The organism is Vibrio sp. Y2-5, from assembly GCF_014596725.1.
In the GTDB taxonomy this organism is placed as follows: Bacteria; Pseudomonadota; Gammaproteobacteria; order Enterobacterales; family Vibrionaceae; genus Vibrio.
Window position 1 is genome coordinate 719,572 of the sequence record NZ_JACVEG010000001.1, and the last position, 16,912, is coordinate 736,483.

General features: G+C 43.4%; 15 protein-coding genes. 9 read left to right on the forward strand and 6 right to left on the reverse strand.

Annotated features, from left to right (window positions below):
• Positions 1-4 precede the first annotated feature (4 nt).
• The gene (locus tag HUO09_RS03345) at positions 5-1,096 is read left to right on the forward strand and encodes an ABC transporter ATP-binding protein (RefSeq protein WP_188232968.1); all 1,092 of its coding nucleotides are present in this window, start codon (positions 5-7) and stop codon (positions 1,094-1,096) included.
• Positions 1,097-1,271: 175 nt separating this feature from the next.
• Complete coding sequence (locus HUO09_RS03350) at positions 1,272-2,267, forward strand: Gfo/Idh/MocA family protein (RefSeq protein ID WP_188232969.1); 996 nt, start codon at positions 1,272-1,274, stop codon at positions 2,265-2,267.
• A gap of 96 nt (positions 2,268-2,363) precedes the next feature.
• Here the strand turns inward: HUO09_RS03350 and HUO09_RS03355 are convergent, their stop codons facing one another.
• The gene (locus HUO09_RS03355) at positions 2,364-3,251 is read right to left on the reverse strand and encodes a LysR family transcriptional regulator (protein WP_188232970.1); all 888 of its coding nucleotides are present in this window, start codon (positions 3,249-3,251) and stop codon (positions 2,364-2,366) included.
• A gap of 93 nt (positions 3,252-3,344) precedes the next feature.
• Between HUO09_RS03355 and HUO09_RS03360 the strand changes: the two genes are divergently transcribed.
• Positions 3,345-4,274, forward strand: a complete 930-nt coding sequence (locus HUO09_RS03360; protein WP_188232971.1) for a DMT family transporter — start codon at positions 3,345-3,347, stop codon at positions 4,272-4,274.
• A gap of 67 nt (positions 4,275-4,341) precedes the next feature.
• Here HUO09_RS03360 and HUO09_RS03365 read toward each other — a convergent pair whose 3' ends face one another.
• The 4 genes from HUO09_RS03365 to HUO09_RS03380 form a co-directional block, all read right to left on the reverse strand.
• On the reverse strand, positions 4,342-5,625 hold the full coding sequence (locus tag HUO09_RS03365; protein WP_188232972.1) for a GGDEF domain-containing protein: 1,284 nt from the start codon (positions 5,623-5,625) through the stop codon (positions 4,342-4,344).
• Positions 5,626-5,871: 246 nt separating this feature from the next.
• A complete protein-coding gene (locus HUO09_RS03370) occupies positions 5,872-6,192 on the reverse strand; it encodes an AzlD domain-containing protein (RefSeq protein WP_188232973.1) in 321 nt (106 codons plus the stop codon).
• Positions 6,189-6,911, reverse strand: coding sequence for an AzlC family ABC transporter permease (locus HUO09_RS03375; protein ID WP_188232974.1), 723 nt, complete (start codon positions 6,909-6,911; stop codon positions 6,189-6,191). The genes HUO09_RS03370 and HUO09_RS03375 overlap by 4 nt, the downstream gene beginning before the upstream one ends.
• A gap of 143 nt (positions 6,912-7,054) precedes the next feature.
• The gene (locus HUO09_RS03380; RefSeq protein WP_188232975.1) at positions 7,055-7,891 is read right to left on the reverse strand and encodes an AraC family transcriptional regulator; all 837 of its coding nucleotides are present in this window, start codon (positions 7,889-7,891) and stop codon (positions 7,055-7,057) included.
• Between the two features lie 625 nt (positions 7,892-8,516).
• On the opposite strand from HUO09_RS03380, the gene HUO09_RS03385 reads away from it, so the two are divergent.
• From HUO09_RS03385 to HUO09_RS03405, 5 genes are all read left to right on the forward strand, one after another.
• Complete coding sequence (locus tag HUO09_RS03385; RefSeq protein ID WP_167413174.1) at positions 8,517-9,134, forward strand: LysE family translocator; 618 nt, start codon at positions 8,517-8,519, stop codon at positions 9,132-9,134.
• 331 nt (positions 9,135-9,465) lie between these two features.
• Positions 9,466-11,295 (forward strand): DUF3604 domain-containing protein, encoded by a 1,830-nt coding sequence (locus HUO09_RS03390; RefSeq protein ID WP_188232976.1) that lies wholly within the window; start codon positions 9,466-9,468, stop codon positions 11,293-11,295.
• A gap of 127 nt (positions 11,296-11,422) precedes the next feature.
• The gene (locus HUO09_RS03395) at positions 11,423-12,172 is read left to right on the forward strand and encodes a peptidyl-prolyl cis-trans isomerase (protein ID WP_188232977.1); all 750 of its coding nucleotides are present in this window, start codon (positions 11,423-11,425) and stop codon (positions 12,170-12,172) included.
• Positions 12,169-13,164 (forward strand): HupE/UreJ family protein, encoded by a 996-nt coding sequence (locus HUO09_RS03400; RefSeq protein WP_223159278.1) that lies wholly within the window; start codon positions 12,169-12,171, stop codon positions 13,162-13,164. Before HUO09_RS03395 ends, HUO09_RS03400 begins: the two co-directional genes overlap by 4 nt.
• Positions 13,165-13,500: 336 nt before the next feature.
• Positions 13,501-13,980, forward strand: coding sequence for a DUF1456 family protein (locus HUO09_RS03405; RefSeq protein WP_167413171.1), 480 nt, complete (start codon positions 13,501-13,503; stop codon positions 13,978-13,980).
• Positions 13,981-14,509: 529 nt separating this feature from the next.
• Here HUO09_RS03405 and HUO09_RS03410 read toward each other — a convergent pair.
• On the reverse strand, positions 14,510-15,850 hold the full coding sequence (locus HUO09_RS03410) for a PLP-dependent aminotransferase family protein (protein WP_188232978.1): 1,341 nt from the start codon (positions 15,848-15,850) through the stop codon (positions 14,510-14,512).
• A gap of 161 nt (positions 15,851-16,011) precedes the next feature.
• On the opposite strand from HUO09_RS03410, the gene HUO09_RS03415 reads away from it, so the two are divergent.
• Complete coding sequence (locus HUO09_RS03415) at positions 16,012-16,899, forward strand: NAD(P)-dependent oxidoreductase (RefSeq protein ID WP_188232979.1); 888 nt, start codon at positions 16,012-16,014, stop codon at positions 16,897-16,899.
• The last annotated feature ends 13 nt before the right edge of the window (positions 16,900-16,912 follow it).

Below are 16,912 nucleotides of genomic sequence, written 5' to 3' on the forward strand. Positions count from 1 at the left end.
TTTTATGGGAATCGTAAACATCAGTAAGCTCGACATCAGCTACGAGTCGACAAAAATCGTTAAACAGTTAGACCTTGTTATTGATGATGGTGAGTTTCTCGTACTGCTCGGCCCTTCAGGCTGTGGGAAATCTACGCTACTTAATGCAATCGGTGGTTTGATTGATACCAGTGGTGGAAGCATCCATTTTGATGGTAAAGACGTGACTTGGGCAGATCCTAAAGATCGTGGCATTGGCATGGTCTTCCAGTCTTATGCTCTGTACCCAACCATGAGTGTTGAGAAAAACATGTCTTTCGGGTTGCGTATTGCCGGCGTAGATAAGGCAACCATTGATAAGAAGGTTGCTTGGGCTGCCAAATTGTTGCAGCTAGAGCCGCTACTAAAACGCAAACCTTCAGCACTTTCAGGCGGACAACGTCAACGTGTTGCGATTGGCCGAGCGTTAGTTCGCGATGCGGATATCTATCTGTTTGATGAGCCTTTATCGAACCTAGATGCGAAACTGCGTGCGGAATTAAGGCTAGAAATCAAAAAGCTACATAAGACGCTCAAATCAACAATGATCTATGTAACACACGATCAAATTGAGGCGTTGACTCTAGCAGACCGCATTGCAGTAATGAAAGATGGCATTATTCAACAATTGGATACCCCTCATAATGTCTATAACAAACCGCAAAACCTGTTTGTTGCGACGTTTTTAGGTTCTCCTGCAATGAACTGTATTAAAGGGCATCTAAGCGTAAGTGCGGATAAAGTGTTGTTTAAATCAGCGGATTTGCATATCGATGTGAGTGGGTACCCATTTGTTGAACAGCCTGTGGATGGTGCGTCAGTAACGTTAGGTGTGCGTCCTGAACACTTAATTGCAGAGCATAATGAAGACGCCTCTGACAACGTTATTCAAGGGGTAGTGGAGTTGGTTGAGCCTATGGGTTCTGATACCTTGGTTTGGACCAAGTTTACCGAGCAACACACTCTATCTCACCGAGTGACGTCGGAAGACCAACTGTCTGTAGGCGATTCATTTAAAGTGAAAGTTGAAGCAACCAAATGCTCGATTTTTGATACTCAGTCGACTCAGCGTCTATAACGTCGTTGCGCTGAAAAATCCTGTGACGTCTTTTTCTTTCTGTCACTCAAAGGAAAGCGAGGCTAAGGTTTAGTTCATGTGTGTTAAACCTTAAACTCGTAGATAACGTGGAGAAGCTGGCTTTGAGTCGGCTTCTTCATTTTGCTTTTTGGGAAAAAAATAACAGGGAACATTTATGTCTGAAACTACCTTTAACTGGGGAATTATTGCCCCAGGTCGGATTGCCCACAACTTCGCTAAAGCCCTTAAAATTGTACCCAACGCAAGTTTGTACGCGGTTGCCAGTTCTAACCTAGAGCGAGCGCAAGCTTTCGCCCTAGAGTACGATTGCGAGAACGCTTACGATGAATACCAAACTCTCATTGATGACCCTCAAGTAGATGCTATCTATATAGCCAACCCACATCGCTTTCACTTTGAGTGCGCTAGAAAATGCCTGATAGCGGGTAAGGCAGTACTGTGTGAGAAACCTATAACCGTCAATGAAGCTCAAATTCAAGAATTGATAAGTTTGGCGGAGAAGCATCAAACCTTTTTGATGGAAGCCGTATGGACACGCTTTCTACCCGTTTGGCAACAGGTGATGACTTGGCTTAGTGAACAACGTATTGGCGATATACGCTTTATGAGCTCGTCTTTTTCTTTCAATGTTCCGCGAGATGAAAGTGACCGTTTGTTAAATAATGAGCTTGCTGGTGGCGCTTTGCTTGATACTGGTATTTATAACCTCACGATGTCCCAATTTGTGATGAAGTGTGAGCCAAGCTCAATCGTTGCCAACGGTATGATAGGTGAAACCAATGTCGATGAGCGCACAAGCGTGATTCTTGATTACGACGGTGTTGCTAGCCAGTTCACTTGCGGGCTAAATGTTACCTTGGACAACAACTTTAAACTCTATGGCAGCAAAGGTAGCATTACCATCGACCCAATGTTCTGGGCGGCAACCAAAGCAGTTCTAAGTGTTAACGGGGAAGATGATCAGGTTATAGAGCTTCCTTTCAGAGCTACCGGGTTTGAATATCAAATCGAAGAGGTGATGAACTGTATTGCTCAAGGCAAACTGCAAAGTGACGTTATCAGCTGGCAGGACAGTATTAATACTATGAAAAACATGGATGAAATTCGCCGACAAATTGGGCTGGAATACGCATTCTTAAACCGTGATTAGTCGCTTGAGTACCGTCAGCTAGGCGGCAGTACAAATAACGCCTAAAAGATAACTTCCAACATTCAGCCAGCTATTTAAACGCTGGCTGAGTGCTTTCTAGTTAAAGTGCAATAGCACGAACTCGATGAACAGACGCACTCGCATTGGTAGGTTATCGCGGTCGCGATACAGCATATGTAATGTGCGAGCTTTACTACTCCAGTCGGGTAGCACGTGATTCATTTCACCTTGAGCGACCATAGGAAGCGCAAAGTAATCGGGCACGTATCCAATACCTAAGCCTGTTTTAATAGCGTGAGTTAGCATTACAATTTCATCCACTTCCAGCCTTACACCCTTATTAGGATGATAATCAAACTCTTCGCCACTCTCTTTGTGTACCAACTGCCACGGTATCATAGGGCGGCAAACGACTGTGGGATGACCGCATAGCTTGTCTGGTGTGGTTATGCCGGAAATATCATAGTCGGGATGAGAGCACAAAATGAAGTGGATGTGCTTTAACGGCCTTGCAATCCAGTTGTCGACCACGGTGTTCCCAACTCTAAACACCACGTCCATGCCTTCCGCTTCAATATCAATCAAGGTGTTGGAAAAACTAAGATCTAGTTGAATGTCGGGATATTTCAGCAAGAACTCATAAAAAATGGCACGCAGAAACTGAGACCCTGCATTGATTGGCGCGGAAATGCGGATTTTTCCTTGAGGTTGATATTTATCCCGATGCAGATCTTCGTCAATATCATTGAGTTCATCAAACAGAGCGACTGAGCGTTGAAAATATTGCTCACCGATACTGGTTAAGACTACGCGATGTGCATCTCGATTGAGCAGACGAAGTTGTAAATCGGTTTCTAGCTGTCGTATGCGGCGACTCAAAGTTGAGAGAGGCATACTCAAAGATTGGGCGGCATCTTTGAAGCTGCCCAAACGTGCTACAGTACAAAAACAGCGCAGATCGTCTAACGAATAGCTAGGTTTCATTATTGGCATTTACCGTCTTAATATTGCTTGTTTATCCAACTATTGAAATCAATACACTAAGGAATACATTTTTACAAGTCATCTGGAGTGACGATGAAATCTGATTCAACGATGAAAGCAGTTATCCTTCTTATTATTTGTACCTTCTTTTGGGGTAGTTGCTTTCCAATTGGTAAACACGTTTTAGAGGAAGTTCATGCTCTTACATTGGTGTTCTGGCGCTTCGTCGTCGCGGCTTTGTGTCTGGCTGTATATCTCAAGGCTGTGCGCATACCTAAATTGAACTTGAGTTCGAATCAATGGGTTTGGGTTATAGCCGTTAGCGCTGTGGGAATAGGTGGGCTGAATCTCGGTTTGTTTACTGGCTTGGCTTCTACCAATGCAACGAACGGTTCATTAATTATGGCACTTAGTCCTTTAATGACATCTCTCATAGCCTGTGTTGCGCTTCGAACTCTACCGTCTGCTTTGCAGTGTTTTAGCTTGCTGGTCAGTTTGACGGGGGTTCTGATGGTAATCACCAACGGGCATTTTGAGACGCTATATTCTATGCAAATCAACCACGGTGATAAGCTGATATTCTTTGGAATGCTGGCATGGAGTTTCTACACATACTTCAGCCAAGGTATCAGTCGCTGGATGCCAGTGATTCCTTATACCTTCGTGGGAATGTTAAGTGGAGCCGTTGTTATTGGTGTTATGTGTTTGGCAACGCCAGAGGTGCATCCATTCGCTGAGTTATGGAATAGTTCAGCCTTGGGTGTATCGGAAGTATTGTATATAGGGGTATTTGGTACCGTTGCTGGCTATCTGTTGTGGCTAAACGGTGTGCGACACTTAGGTTCTGCCAATGCGGCGTTGTTTTTCAACTTTGTACCCATTTTCTCGGTATTGACCTCGTATATGCTCGGTCAAGCGGTGACAGAATTACAATTGCTTGGCATTGCCGTTGTTATCACAGGCTTATTACTGCCACGTATTTCGCTGTTTAAACGCGGGTCAAAAACCTGCTCAGAATCCTAGGTGGGAACACTATCATTTCAATCATAAAGGCGGAAACTTTCCGCCTTTATCGCTTAAGAATTAAGCCCTAGCACTTTGCAAACGTGAAGGCATTCTTGCCCGATTTTTTCACCTTATACATTGCATCATCTGCAATCTTTAGTAGATCTTTCAGGTTATCAGCATCTTCCGGATATGAAGCGATGCCGATACTGGCATTCACTTTAACGATGCCGCTAGGCAGAGAAATAGGTTCAGCTAAACAATTAAGGGTTCGCATAGCAATACTCTCTGTATCGTTGGCACCGAGTTGCAGTATGACAAACTCATCACCACCGACACGAGCTAAAATATCTGACTGACGAATTACGGACTTAATACGCTGTGCAACAATTTTTAGTACTTCATCCCCAATATCATGACCATGTTTATCATTGATTTGCTTAAAACCATCAAGATCAATAAACAGTGCTCGTACACTTTCACCATGTGTTGTGGCATCGTTCAAAAACTGCTTTGCGGCTTCTTGCATATGATGCAGGCTAGAAACTTGAGTCAAAGTATCGGTCATGGCGATATGGTGTAAGTTTTCATGTGCCTGTTCTAGTTCCGCTAATGCTTCATAAAGTTCGGTCACATCATACTCAACCACCAGCAACAAAAACTCTCCAGTTAAAGGGTGGCGAGTGCGTCTAATATCGAGCGAATGCTGACGCTCGCCTTCGGCTGTGCGCATAATGTAATCCCAACGACCACCTTTTTCCTCGATTGCTTTCGCCAGACATTCTCGCCCCTGTTCTGGAGATGCGAAACGCGCCACGAACACACTCTGTCCTTCGGGTATTGGTTTGCTATTTAAATGAGCATAAGTTTCTGTGGCGGCAGGATTTTCAATCACGATTTCGCCAGCATCGGTAAAAGTAGTCGCAGCGACTCGTGTATAACGCATAGCTTCTACCAACAATAGATTCTCGGGCTGCTGACCCAATTCTACTTTCTCGTTAATAAAAGCAATGATTCCACGATGCTTTTCAGGACCTAATAACACAGCCCTATGCATCATAAAGACAGTTTTGGGTTTTCCGTTAGGGTAGGTTGTCCATGGATCTATCGTCAGACCATTTTTAGCCGCAAGTTCAAATGTCTGCGCTGTTCGATCTTTTGCACCTTGAGTGTCACCAGAGAGGTCTTTATCAATAAGTTGTTGAACATTGTCTAATCCCCAAAAGTCGACGGCGGCCTGATTTCCCCACCACCAACCATGTTTATCGAGGTCAAAAAACCAAACCACATTAGGAATGAGTTCATACAAAGCTAATTCATCGTGGCTTTTGATATGGACCAAATGGTCGTAGTTACTTTTGCTTTCCATGCTCTAAGTCAACTCATCTACAATGTCTGAAAACAGTAAAATCATCATATCATTGCATTTGAGAGAGAACAGTAGCTCGGTGCATACCTATCTCACACTAGTGATAAATCCCCACTGAGATTAGTGACATGAACGTCGAATTTATTCATCACGATAAAGCAGTGCTGGATTCAAAACAGTTATGCATGAGTTTTTGGTCAAACATTGCTAGCCATAAGGCGACTCAATTTGTACAGCTTTATGATGTTAAGCTCTAAATAACACCAGATTTAGCAATAAAAATATCGCCATGCTAGCTACTGTTGTAAGCAATACATTCTTAGTTTTCCACGCCAGAATTCCTGCCAGTAAGGACGCCCAAATGTAAGGATTCGTGGTATCCAACCACAACAATTTTTCATGGGTAAACACAATCGGTGCCCAGATTGCGGTAAGCACTGCTGGACCAGAATAACTTAAAAAACGTTGTAGGTTGGGGCTTAGACGCAGTGGCAACATAGGTTCTAGAAACACATAACGGCTCAAGAAAACTAATGCTGTCATTGCAAGTATTGATAACATAATCATACACGTACCCCTTGCAACTGTTCGGTAGCATAACCCGCTAGCATCGCGCCAACACTAGCGACCATAAGGCTGCCATCTAGATTGATCACTGTTAAGCTCACTGAAAGTAGTATTGCTACCAAGACAGACACAACCATTGGCAAACTCTTTATATTTGGTATCACGATTGCAATAAATGTCGCCGCGACAGCAAACTCCAGCCCTAGTTCGTTCAGTGAAGGGATGTGACTACCAGCAACAATACCAACGAGAGTCGCGAAGTTCCAAATCAGATAAAAACTTAATCCAGCACCGAGCGCGTACCATCGGTTGAACTGCTGCTCTTTCTGTTGGCCACACAACGCAAACAACTCATCGGTTAACAAAAAACCGAGGATGAGTCGCCAACGAGTTGGCAGTGGACTGATTTTACTACGCATCGACACACTATAGAGAACATGACGAGAGGTAATAAATAGTGTGGTGAGCAACATAGTCATCAGGCCTGCACCTGCTTTGATCATCCCGGTTGCGACAAGTTGCGCTGAACCAGCAAATAAAATTGCTGATAGCGCCTGACTTTCAAACGGATTCAATCCAGCATCAATAGCGAATGAGCCTGCAAGTAGCCCCCAGGGCAAAACAGCCACGCTCAACGGTAGCATGGCAATGGTTCCTTGCCAGAAGGAACGGGATTTTGATTCAGTGTATGAATGCCGTGACAAAACTGTACTACTCATGAAGTCATCCTAGTTGTGAATACTAACGTTATACGAAACACGCTAAATTTAAGGTTTGAAGCTGAAATTAGCTGGAATCATGACATCACAGTGGTGAGGAAAATACTTGTACAAAGTTGCTGCTTAAAAAGGGTAGTAACGACTTAATGTTGAATGTATTGCTTGGGTGTAATTCCCATCGCTTTTTTAAAGTGGCGGTGGAGATGGCTTTGATCGTGAAAGCCGCATTCATGTGCGGTATCGGAAATCGAATGTCCAGCTTTGAGTAGCCTACGGGCATAACGTAGTCGAGCCTGAATTTGGTATGCGTGAGGTGGAAATCCAAATTGTTTCTGAAATGCCCGTACCAAATGAAACGGACTGATACCGGCCAATTTAGCAAGTTCCTCCAATGAAACATCGGCCTGTGGAAAGTCATCGAGAAACTCTTTTACCAAAGTTAACTGCTGCTGAGCTTTGGATATTTCAACTGGCTTAGGCGGAGTTTTACCATGACGTGCCATTAGCTTGACTAAACTGGCGTACACCAGAGTTTCGCGCAGTAGGCGGTTATCGGATTTTTCTAGAGTAGAAAATACTAGGCGAAATTGATTGGCAAGCTCTGGGTCATTTACCACTGCTTCGGGAAAGTAAGGAGTGCCATAACTGCTATTGCCGAGTTCTCGGCTAATGGTCTGAAACTGATCGGGTAGTGGATACATTGCTTTGTAGGCCCAGCCGCCTTCTGCTGCTGAATGACCAGTATGCATTTCGTCAGCATTGACCAGAATAATAGTGTCTTGCGGGGCTATGTGATTTGCTCCCGTACGATAGAAACGCTGTGCACCGCGTTCAATTACACCGACAGTGTATCCTTCATGGCTGTGACGGGAGAAATTCTGGGTCTCATATTTAGCGTCGAGTAGCTCAATTCCACCAAGTTCATCTGCTACTTGAAACTTTGCACTTTCCTTTGATTTGAGGGAGCGTTGTTTGTCCATAATCCACTCTTTGTACGACGGCTGTTTAGTTTACACCTAAATCTGCTTTGTGTTTTGTACAAAATTGCTCACATGACGGAGGATAAAATAATAAACATAGTTTGTTTTATTGTTTGGATTATAGTGATTCCTATTGTCGCTGATAAAAAACGAAATCTATTAAATTTGGAATGGACAGCTTACAGACTGGATACCCGTTCTCTTCGGGGTGTGTTGCTCGGCATTTTGTTACGTAGAAATGCCACTTTCTTTGCTAGAGCTGGCACTTTTACAGTTTAATCCGTTTCTCTTTGGCTTAATTAATTTCATACCACCATTATGAAATAGAGTGTCTATGATATTGGTGCCTATTTCGGTATCAATTGTCGCCCAAAGCTTAATGACCGTGTTACTTTCGATTTGAGTGAAGATAATCAAGGTCGAATGAATGCTACGAGTGTGTACATTGAAGGTATACATGTACCTATAATCGTTTTATTCAGCTAACCCATAGTAAATGCTGCTACTCACTAACACTCTGACTACAAATTGAAGTGACTAAATAAACGAGGCATGATGGTTACAATCTAATCGGTTCGTTTTGTAACATACCTGAAGGAATGTTTAGATTTATGGAGATTAAATAATGGACTACTTGTTATTTTTGCTGATTTGCATTGTTGCAACGTTTACGCCAGGCCCAGCTGTTTTTCTAGCTGTAAAGAATACCGCTATCTACGGATTAAATAAGGCACTTTGGGGTATGCTTGGTAACGTGTTGGCTATGTTGAGTATGGCTGCATTATCGGCTGCGGGATTGAGTACAGTGATTCTCACTTCCGAATATCTGTATTTGGCTATAAAAATATTAGGTGGTTCGTATCTTATTTATCTTGGTATTCAGTATTGGATTTCGAAAAAAAATAAAGTTATTTCCGAGGAAAGTTATACGACTGATAAAAGCAATCTTCGCTTATTTTTTGAGTCCTACCTCGTAGGAGTAACGAATCCCAAAGCCATCGCATTTTACACAGCTTTATTTCCTCAGTTTTTAAATGTAGAGCAACCAATTATGTCGCAGTTTTTTGCGCTTTCTCTGACGTTTGCTTGTTTTTCTTTCTCCGCCCTTGTTTCTTATGCTCTTGTTACCTCTAAATTTTCAAGTTTGTTCTCCAGAAGTCATCTAAGCAGATTAATTAACAGGGCTGCGGGTACAATATTTATTGGCTTTGGTATCTCATTGCTATCGAGCAACAAAGCATAGCTGGTCATTTAAATTAATTTTTTCACTTGAGATTATCCAGTTTTGCGGTTCAGTTTTTTTGCAACTAACTTGTGCCCCAAGACGTGCTAGAGCTGTTACTCGCAACATTTCTGCCAACTACCTAATGACTTAAATTGACTAATCCGAAGTAATAATTGTCTACTTGGCAATAGCTGATGTGGGTATGTGAGCAGCTAAGCCATCTATTCATTAATAGCGATACTTCGCACATGCAATTCTTGATTTTATATAGTTTCCGAGCCACTTTTATATGTGCAGCTTTATGCATTGGTCTAGCTTCACTATTTAAAGGATAACTGGGTACATTATTATGAACACATGGAAGCTCTCACATCTCGCAACCGCTACAAGTTGCTATATAGCGACTCTCATTTTGGCACCTTATGCTATCGCAAATACATCTGAAAATGATGTGCCTAAGAATCCGTTAAAAGAAGCCTACTTTGGTGAGCAACACGTCCACACTGGTGTATCTATGGATGCGTTTATTGCCGGCAACAGGCTAACACCAGATGATGCGTATCGATTTGCTCAAGGCGAAGAGATCATGGTTAACGGCAGTATGCACAAAATCAAACGCCCACTGGATTTTGTCGCAGTGACCGATCACTCTGAGTTTATGGGAGAAGCATATAGCCTGATGAATGAAGGCGCTCCGGGTTATGATCATGAAATTGCTGTCGCGTTTCGCGAAGCGCCGGATCTTGATACGGCATTGAAGCTTTACGGTAAGTACGTCCTTGCGCCTTTAGCTGGTGGCGGTGACCCTCACCCCGAATTTTTCCAAGGTATCAAAGCGATAAAATCGACATGGAAGAAAAATTACGAAGCAACAGAAAAGCATTATCAACCGGGTAAATTTACTACTATTCATGCCTATGAATGGACCTCTGCACCTGGCGGCTCGAACCAGCATCGCAATGTTTTCTTCCGCGATACAAATGTACCCGAAATGCCATTTTCCTCAAACGATGGTGCGGATCCGGAAATGCTATGGGCTTGGATGCAAACTCAACGTGACGATGGAAAAAAGGTATTTGCTATTCCTCATAACTCTAATGAATCAAAAGGTTTGTTATTTGCAGAAGCGAGCCTGACTGGTGTGCCAATTAACGAAGAGTATGCCAAAACTCGGGCAAGTATGGAGCCGTTAGTCGAGATGATGCAAGTCAAAGGAAATTCTGAAGTTGTCCCAAATTTCTGGCCAAACGATGAATTTGCTGATTTTGAAAACGCTTTGACGATTCAAAAATTTAACGGCCGTGGTTTCATAAAAGAAAACTTCGTCCGTTATGGATTGGGTCGAGGTATCAAGTATCATGCTGAGCTAGGAATTAACCCATTTAAGTACGGCTTTGTTGGCGGAACAGATAGTCACAATGGTACGCCGAGTAACGTTGAAGAAGACAATTACAAAGTGGGTAGCCATGGTTACGCAGATCAAACTGCTCAAGTTCGCTCTACATCAATATTAGAAGGTGAGATGTCCATCGCTGATTCTAACCCTGGAGCTCTTACAGCAGTTTGGGCAGAGTCGAACACACGCGGTGCGATTTGGGATTCGATGCTCGCGAAGGAAACTTTCGCAACAAGCGGTCCTCGAATGAAAGTACGTTTCTTTGCCGGACAAGGCTTCTCGAAAAGCTATGCGAGTTACGAAGCATTGGTCACCGATGGTTATAAAAAAGGTGTACCAATGGGAGGTGATTACAAAGGTTCAAAAGCGCCTCAGTTCCTAGTTTGGGCGATGAAAGATCCTATTGGTCCTAATCTAGACCGCATCCAGATTATTAAAGGCTGGATTGAAAATGGTGAGCCGAGAGATACCGTTTATAACGTTGTCGCTTCGGGTAAACGTTTGAAATCGGATGGAACTGTCGCACCTATTGATGCGCCAATAAATTTAAATACTGGTGAGTTTAACTCTGAAAAAGGTGACCCTGAGTTGATGGGTGTTTGGACTGATCCGAACTGGAACCCTAAACAGGAAGCGTTTTATTATGTTCGTGTTCTCCAGTTGCCAACGGCTCGATGGACACTTTACGACGAGTTACGTGAGGGTGTGAAGTACCCAGATGATGTGAAGCGACAAATCGTTGAACGTGCCTGGGCGTCGCCAATTTGGTATGAGGTGAAGTAAACTCAACATGATTAAAAGTATTATTAGAGAACCCCTTTTTCATTTTGCTGTTTTAGGTGGTCTGCTTTTCTCAGCCTGGTCGTGGGTAAGCCCATCGACCTCGGCTGAGAGCAATAAAGATACGATTGTGATCGACCAAAGCCGCCTTAATCATCTTGAGACGCTTTGGAAAGCTCAGTGGAAACGCGACCCCGCTCCTGAAGATGTGGCTGCAATTATCGATCGTCATTTACGTCAGGAGGTGTTCTATCGTGAAGCGCTCAATATGGGGCTTGATAAAGATGATGATATAATACGGACTCGCTTGGCGCAGAAAATGGAAGCAGTCGCGAGTGATTTGAGCTCTCTTATGAAGCCACCTACTGATGCCGATCTGCGAGCGTTTCATCAACAGCGAGCTGATCTCTTTACCCTCCCTGATGCAATAGCTTTCGAGCAGATTCTTTTCTTACCTTCAGAAATGGACAGTCCAGAATTAGAGCAGTTGCTGGCGGATCTTCAAGTAGGTGGTGAACTTCCTGACGATAGGCTGAACAAACTTTCGGTTTCATCGGATTGGGAACTCACCTCAGTGCAAATCATTAATAATTCGTTTGGAAGTGATTTTTCTGAGACTCTAGCTCAAACTCCGGTGGGGGAGTGGGTTGGACCAATCCGATCAGGACTTGGATATCATCTGGTGCGAGTTCGAGAAAGTGAACCCGCTCATTTGGCACCTTTTGACGAAATTGAAGAGTATGTCGCGCAGCAATATGAATACTACGCCGTATTAGATGCTCAGAAAGAGATGTTCCAGGCGTTATTGGATAGATATCAGGTGCAGATCACCGCGAATAATGTTCCTGAACAAATAATGCAGGAGTACACACAGCCATGATGTTTCGCTTTGTGGTTAAATTGCTGGTCTGTCTACTTGCTTGTCTCTCTGCCGCACAAGCTCACGAAGTGAGGCCAGCCTATTTACAAATTGATGAGCAGTCGCCAAAGCAATATGAGCTGTTATGGAAGATCCCGACGAAAGATGGCATGGTTCAAAATATCCGTCCCGCATTTGATTCAGGTTTTACGCTGACACCACTACCGGGTCAAAACGTTATCAATGGCTTTGTTCTTTTCCGCTATCGCCTGATTGGTGAAAAAGATCTTGCGGGTTCGACACTGGTGATCGAAAACCTTAACCGTACGGCAATGGATACATTAGTAAACATTTCGCTACTTGATGGTTCTCACTACAGTTTATTGCTGAAACCGCGAGAAAACGCCATTGAGATACCACAGGCTGAAACTGGCTTGCAGTTGGTCTTTTCCTATACGCGTTTGGGTATCGAACACATACTTGAAGGCTGGGATCATCTGGCCTTTGTAGCGGCGCTCATGTTGATTGTGAGTGGATGGCCGATGTTATTTAAGACCATTACCGCATTTACTGTAGCGCACTCGATTACATTGGGTCTTGCAACACTGGATTATGTCTCTTTGCCGCCGCCGCCGGTAGAAGCGATGATCGCACTCAGTATTGTTCTGATTACAGCCGAAGCGATACAGCTTCGCAATGGTCGTCAGACTCTTGCCAGTCGCTGGCCTTGGACTCTGGCTTTTACCTTTGGCTTATTGCACGGTTTTGGTTTTGCAGGTGCACTAAAAGAAATCGGTCTTCCGCAAGTCGATGTTCCTGTAGCACTCCTGTTCTTTAATGTGGGGGTGGAATTGGGACAACTGCTGTTTATCGCTACCTTGCTGGCTCTCATTGGACTCTATCGCAAGCTCGCCACATTTCCTAAAGCAGCGCCCGTCTATTCCGCTTATTGTATTGGCACTTTGGCGACATTCTGGTTGATAGAGCGCTTAGATTCGATGTTTATCAGCTAGTAAGGTTTTGTTCACCGGAGTCGTCGGTGTGAGTTCCGTATCGTGTCGGCCGACACGAATCTGTCCCTTTTCTTGCCAGTAACCTTCTACCTCACAAATCACAGTGAGGTGGTTTGACCTACTTCTTCTAATCAGCATAGTGTCTATGACAGTGGGGTCTTACCAACTTAGCCAACTAGTTCGAATAGGCCGTCTTATTTCTATTTTTTAACCTACCGAAGAAACGTGTTCTCTGTTAGAGTCACCGTCAACTACGCTATTGAATAAAGACACTCACAGATCGCATGTCATTGATGGATTTTTATTCACCCTTAGAACTCATTTTAGGAATCCCTAGTGACTAACAACGAAATTTTACGTCGTATCCAACACGCGTTAAACCTTAAAAACGCGCAGATATTGAAAGCTTTCGGGCAGGCCGAAGTCACTGTGGCTCACGATAAAGTGGCAAACTGGTTAAAAGATGAAAGCGACAAATCTTGCGTTAAGATGAAGGATCAAGAGTTAGCGGTATTCTTAAATGGCTTTATTAACCTCAAGCGAGGAAAAAAAGACGGCGAGCAACCTAAGCCAGAAGTCACGTTGACCAACAACATGATTCTCATGAAGCTGCGCATTGCGCTAGACATGAAAGCAGAAGATGTGTTGGACGTATTAGAAGTGGTTGGTACTAGTTTAAGTAAATACGAAATTGGTGCGTATTTCCGCAAGCCAAACAACAAAAACTACAAACAGTGTGAAGACCAACTGCTGTGCGACTTCTTAAATGGTGTGCAGTTTACCAATCGTCCCGATTCTGAAGAGTTTACTGGGTAATTTTTATCTCGAATCGAACGTGGTAATTGATTAAAAAAGCGAGAACCATTTTATTTGGCTACTCGCTTTTATCATGCTAAAGACCGATATTAGAGCTTCACAATCGCGTCTACTCTTTGTCTTTCTTCAGTAGATACCTATCAAACCACGCTGAAATCTGGTCGGCTTTTAGAATCAAGACACACACCGCCTCCTATGACCCTACCAAGATAAACCCAAGCTAAAACCTTAAGCCAGTTAGGGGCCACTATTCTGGTCAAGATGTTCCAGACATCTTGTAGTGATTAACTAAAACTGGCCACGTATATAGAGTTTCCCATGCTTTTGGTCATGTGTGCAGAGTCACGACTGACGCCATTGGTAACACGAATTTGCTCCATTTATTGTTCATCGGGTTCCTCGAACAGATTGTATAGAGGATCACCTAACACATTTTACTAATGCTACAAGGCGAATAGTTTTTGGATTACTGTTCAAACCTCATGTACAACCATTGAGGCTCTCCTTACTCAATACACATATTTACTGACTAAAATGGGAACAAAGTATTTACTTTTGAATCCAAGAGAGATTTCAATTTATTAAGCCCTTCGCATAGCCTCGCTTCAGTGCTGACTGACATTAATGAAAGACGGATATGACCAGTTTCTATGCCATTTACGTCAAAATAGCTACCACTGCTGACAAGGATATTCTGATTTTTAGCTTGTTGGACTAGGTGCTCAGCTTTCCATTGTTCTGGTAAAGGTAACCAGATGTGATATCCAGTGGATCTGCATTGAATCGTTGGGATGATCTCGCGAGCCATTAACTGCCTTTCTTGAGCAGTGCTACGTTGAGAGTTTGCTAATTCAAATGCTTCTCCTGTTTCTATCATGTGGGTTGCAGCGCTAAAGTTGATGGGAGATGGAAGCCAGATAGTCGCTCGTATATGGGCATTTAGCAGAGCAATCTGGCTATCGGGCGCTTTGATATAGCCACATCTCATAGCTGGACTGATTGCTTTCGAAAGTGCCGAGATATGAAAGGAGAGTTCTGGAATAAAGTTACTGATAGCGGGTATTGGCTTCTCATCAAGAAAACAGTAAATGTCATCTTCAACAAGCCATATATTATGTTGACGAATAACCTTAGCTACTTCTTCCCGGCGAAATTCAGGCATCGTGATTCCAGTAGGGTTCTGGTGCGATGGTACGATAATTACCAACTTAGGTTTGTGCTCAGCAATAACAGAATCTAAAGCGTCTGGAGATACGCCATATTCATCCATCGGAACACCCACGATATTGCGCTCAGAAAGATTGGCTATAGCAAAAATACCTGGATAAGTAAGAGACTCTACAGCGATGGTATCACCAGGTTTCGTCATGGCGTCGATGAGTAGAGAGAGTGCATGTTGTGCGCCACTGGTCAGAATTGTATTGTTGGCATTCCCACCTTCCAAACCATAGTGTTCAGCCCAAGTTGCCCCAGCCTGACGATGGGTTTCATGTCCTGAATGCTCAACATAGCCGATCAGTTCCGATGTTATTTTATTCGCTGTGGATTGATAAGCTCGTTGAAGTGAATCAACATTTTTGTGCAGACAAGGCTGAAGAATAGAAAAATTATAATCGTCACTATGTTCAGGGGCCTGGATCGCTTTACCCAAATCAGACCTTTCACATACATAAGTTCCCCGACCAACGTGTGATTCAATTCTCCCTTTATCTGCAAGTAGGTTGTAGGCTTTGGCGACGGTCGCTGGTGTCGTTTCCAGTTCATCGGCAAGCACTCTGTGAGTCGGTAGCTTTGAGTTAGGTTTATATTCTCCCATTTCTATTCGACTCTCGATGATCTTGGCAATTTTGACAAACTTGGCGTTGCTCACTGGCGCTCCTACAGATACTTCAATAACTCTCAAAGATAGTTACCTAGTTTAATTCATTTAAAAAATTATAAACATAAGTAAATTGCTCATATTGACATATGTCAATGTGATCAATTAAGGTATTTCAATGTGATAAACATCGTCAGTAAAAAGGGAACAACATGAATAATTCAAATAACATTTCAAAAGTCGCTTTCATTGGTTTGGGTGTAATGGGATATCCAATGGCAGGACATCTTTCAAATCGTGGCTTTGACGTTACTGTCTATAACCGTACGACTTCAAAGGCTCAAAATTGGGCAACTGAATATGCGGGTAAGTTTGCGGTTACACCATCAGAAGCGTCTGAGGGAGCCGATGTTGTTGCACTCTGTGTCGGAAATGATGATGACGTTCGAAGCGTCATATATGGTGATACTGGTGTACTTAACAGTATGTGTGCAGGGTCGGTATTGCTCGATCACACAACAACATCGGCTGAGCTGGCTGAGGAACTTGCTTCGAAGTGTGCAGCGAAAGGCATACATTTCATTGACGCTCCAGTGTCAGGTGGTCAGGCAGGCGCTCAAAATGGCGTGTTAACCATCATGTGCGGTGGGCAAAAAGACGTTTTTGACGCCATTTCTCCATTACTTTCAAGTTATTCAAATCAAGTCGTTCTGCTGGGTGACAACGGTCAGGGGCAGAGATGCAAGATGGTTAATCAGATATGTATTGCTGGGGTTTTAAAAGGACTCAGTGAAGCGGTGCTTCTTGCCCAGAAATCAGGTCTGAACATAGAGCAGGTTGTTGATGTGCTAAAGCATGGAGCAGCAGGATCATGGCAGATGGAAAACCGTGCAGTCACTATGTCTGAGAACAAGTTTGACTTTGGGTTTGCAATTGACTGGATGCGCAAAGACCTCAGGTTTTGTCTTAACGAAGCAGAAAAGCATGGGTTATCTCTCCCTCTTACTAAAGAAGTTGATCGTCAGTACCTCTCTTTGCAAGAAAAAGGGTTCGGTCGTCTTGATACATCAGTGCTGATAAAAGCATGTGGAAATGAATAGTTGGAGAGATACC

Coding starts and splice junctions, on each gene's coding strand:
- HUO09_RS03345 (WP_188232968.1), top strand. CDS start 5: ATGGGAATCGTAAACATCAGTAAGCTCGACATCAGCTACGAGTCGACA.
- HUO09_RS03350 (WP_188232969.1), top strand. CDS start 1,272: ATGTCTGAAACTACCTTTAACTGGGGAATTATTGCCCCAGGTCGGATT.
- HUO09_RS03355 (WP_188232970.1), bottom strand. CDS start 3,251: ATGAAACCTAGCTATTCGTTAGACGATCTGCGCTGTTTTTGTACTGTA.
- HUO09_RS03360 (WP_188232971.1), top strand. CDS start 3,345: ATGAAATCTGATTCAACGATGAAAGCAGTTATCCTTCTTATTATTTGT.
- HUO09_RS03365 (WP_188232972.1), bottom strand. CDS start 5,625: ATGGAAAGCAAAAGTAACTACGACCATTTGGTCCATATCAAAAGCCAC.
- HUO09_RS03370 (WP_188232973.1), bottom strand. CDS start 6,192: ATGATTATGTTATCAATACTTGCAATGACAGCATTAGTTTTCTTGAGC.
- HUO09_RS03375 (WP_188232974.1), bottom strand. CDS start 6,911: ATGAGTAGTACAGTTTTGTCACGGCATTCATACACTGAATCAAAATCC.
- HUO09_RS03380 (WP_188232975.1), bottom strand. CDS start 7,891: ATGGACAAACAACGCTCCCTCAAATCAAAGGAAAGTGCAAAGTTTCAA.
- HUO09_RS03385 (WP_167413174.1), top strand. CDS start 8,517: ATGGACTACTTGTTATTTTTGCTGATTTGCATTGTTGCAACGTTTACG.
- HUO09_RS03390 (WP_188232976.1), top strand. CDS start 9,466: ATGAACACATGGAAGCTCTCACATCTCGCAACCGCTACAAGTTGCTAT.
- HUO09_RS03400 (WP_223159278.1), top strand. CDS start 12,169: ATGATGTTTCGCTTTGTGGTTAAATTGCTGGTCTGTCTACTTGCTTGT.
- HUO09_RS03415 (WP_188232979.1), top strand. CDS start 16,012: ATGAATAATTCAAATAACATTTCAAAAGTCGCTTTCATTGGTTTGGGT.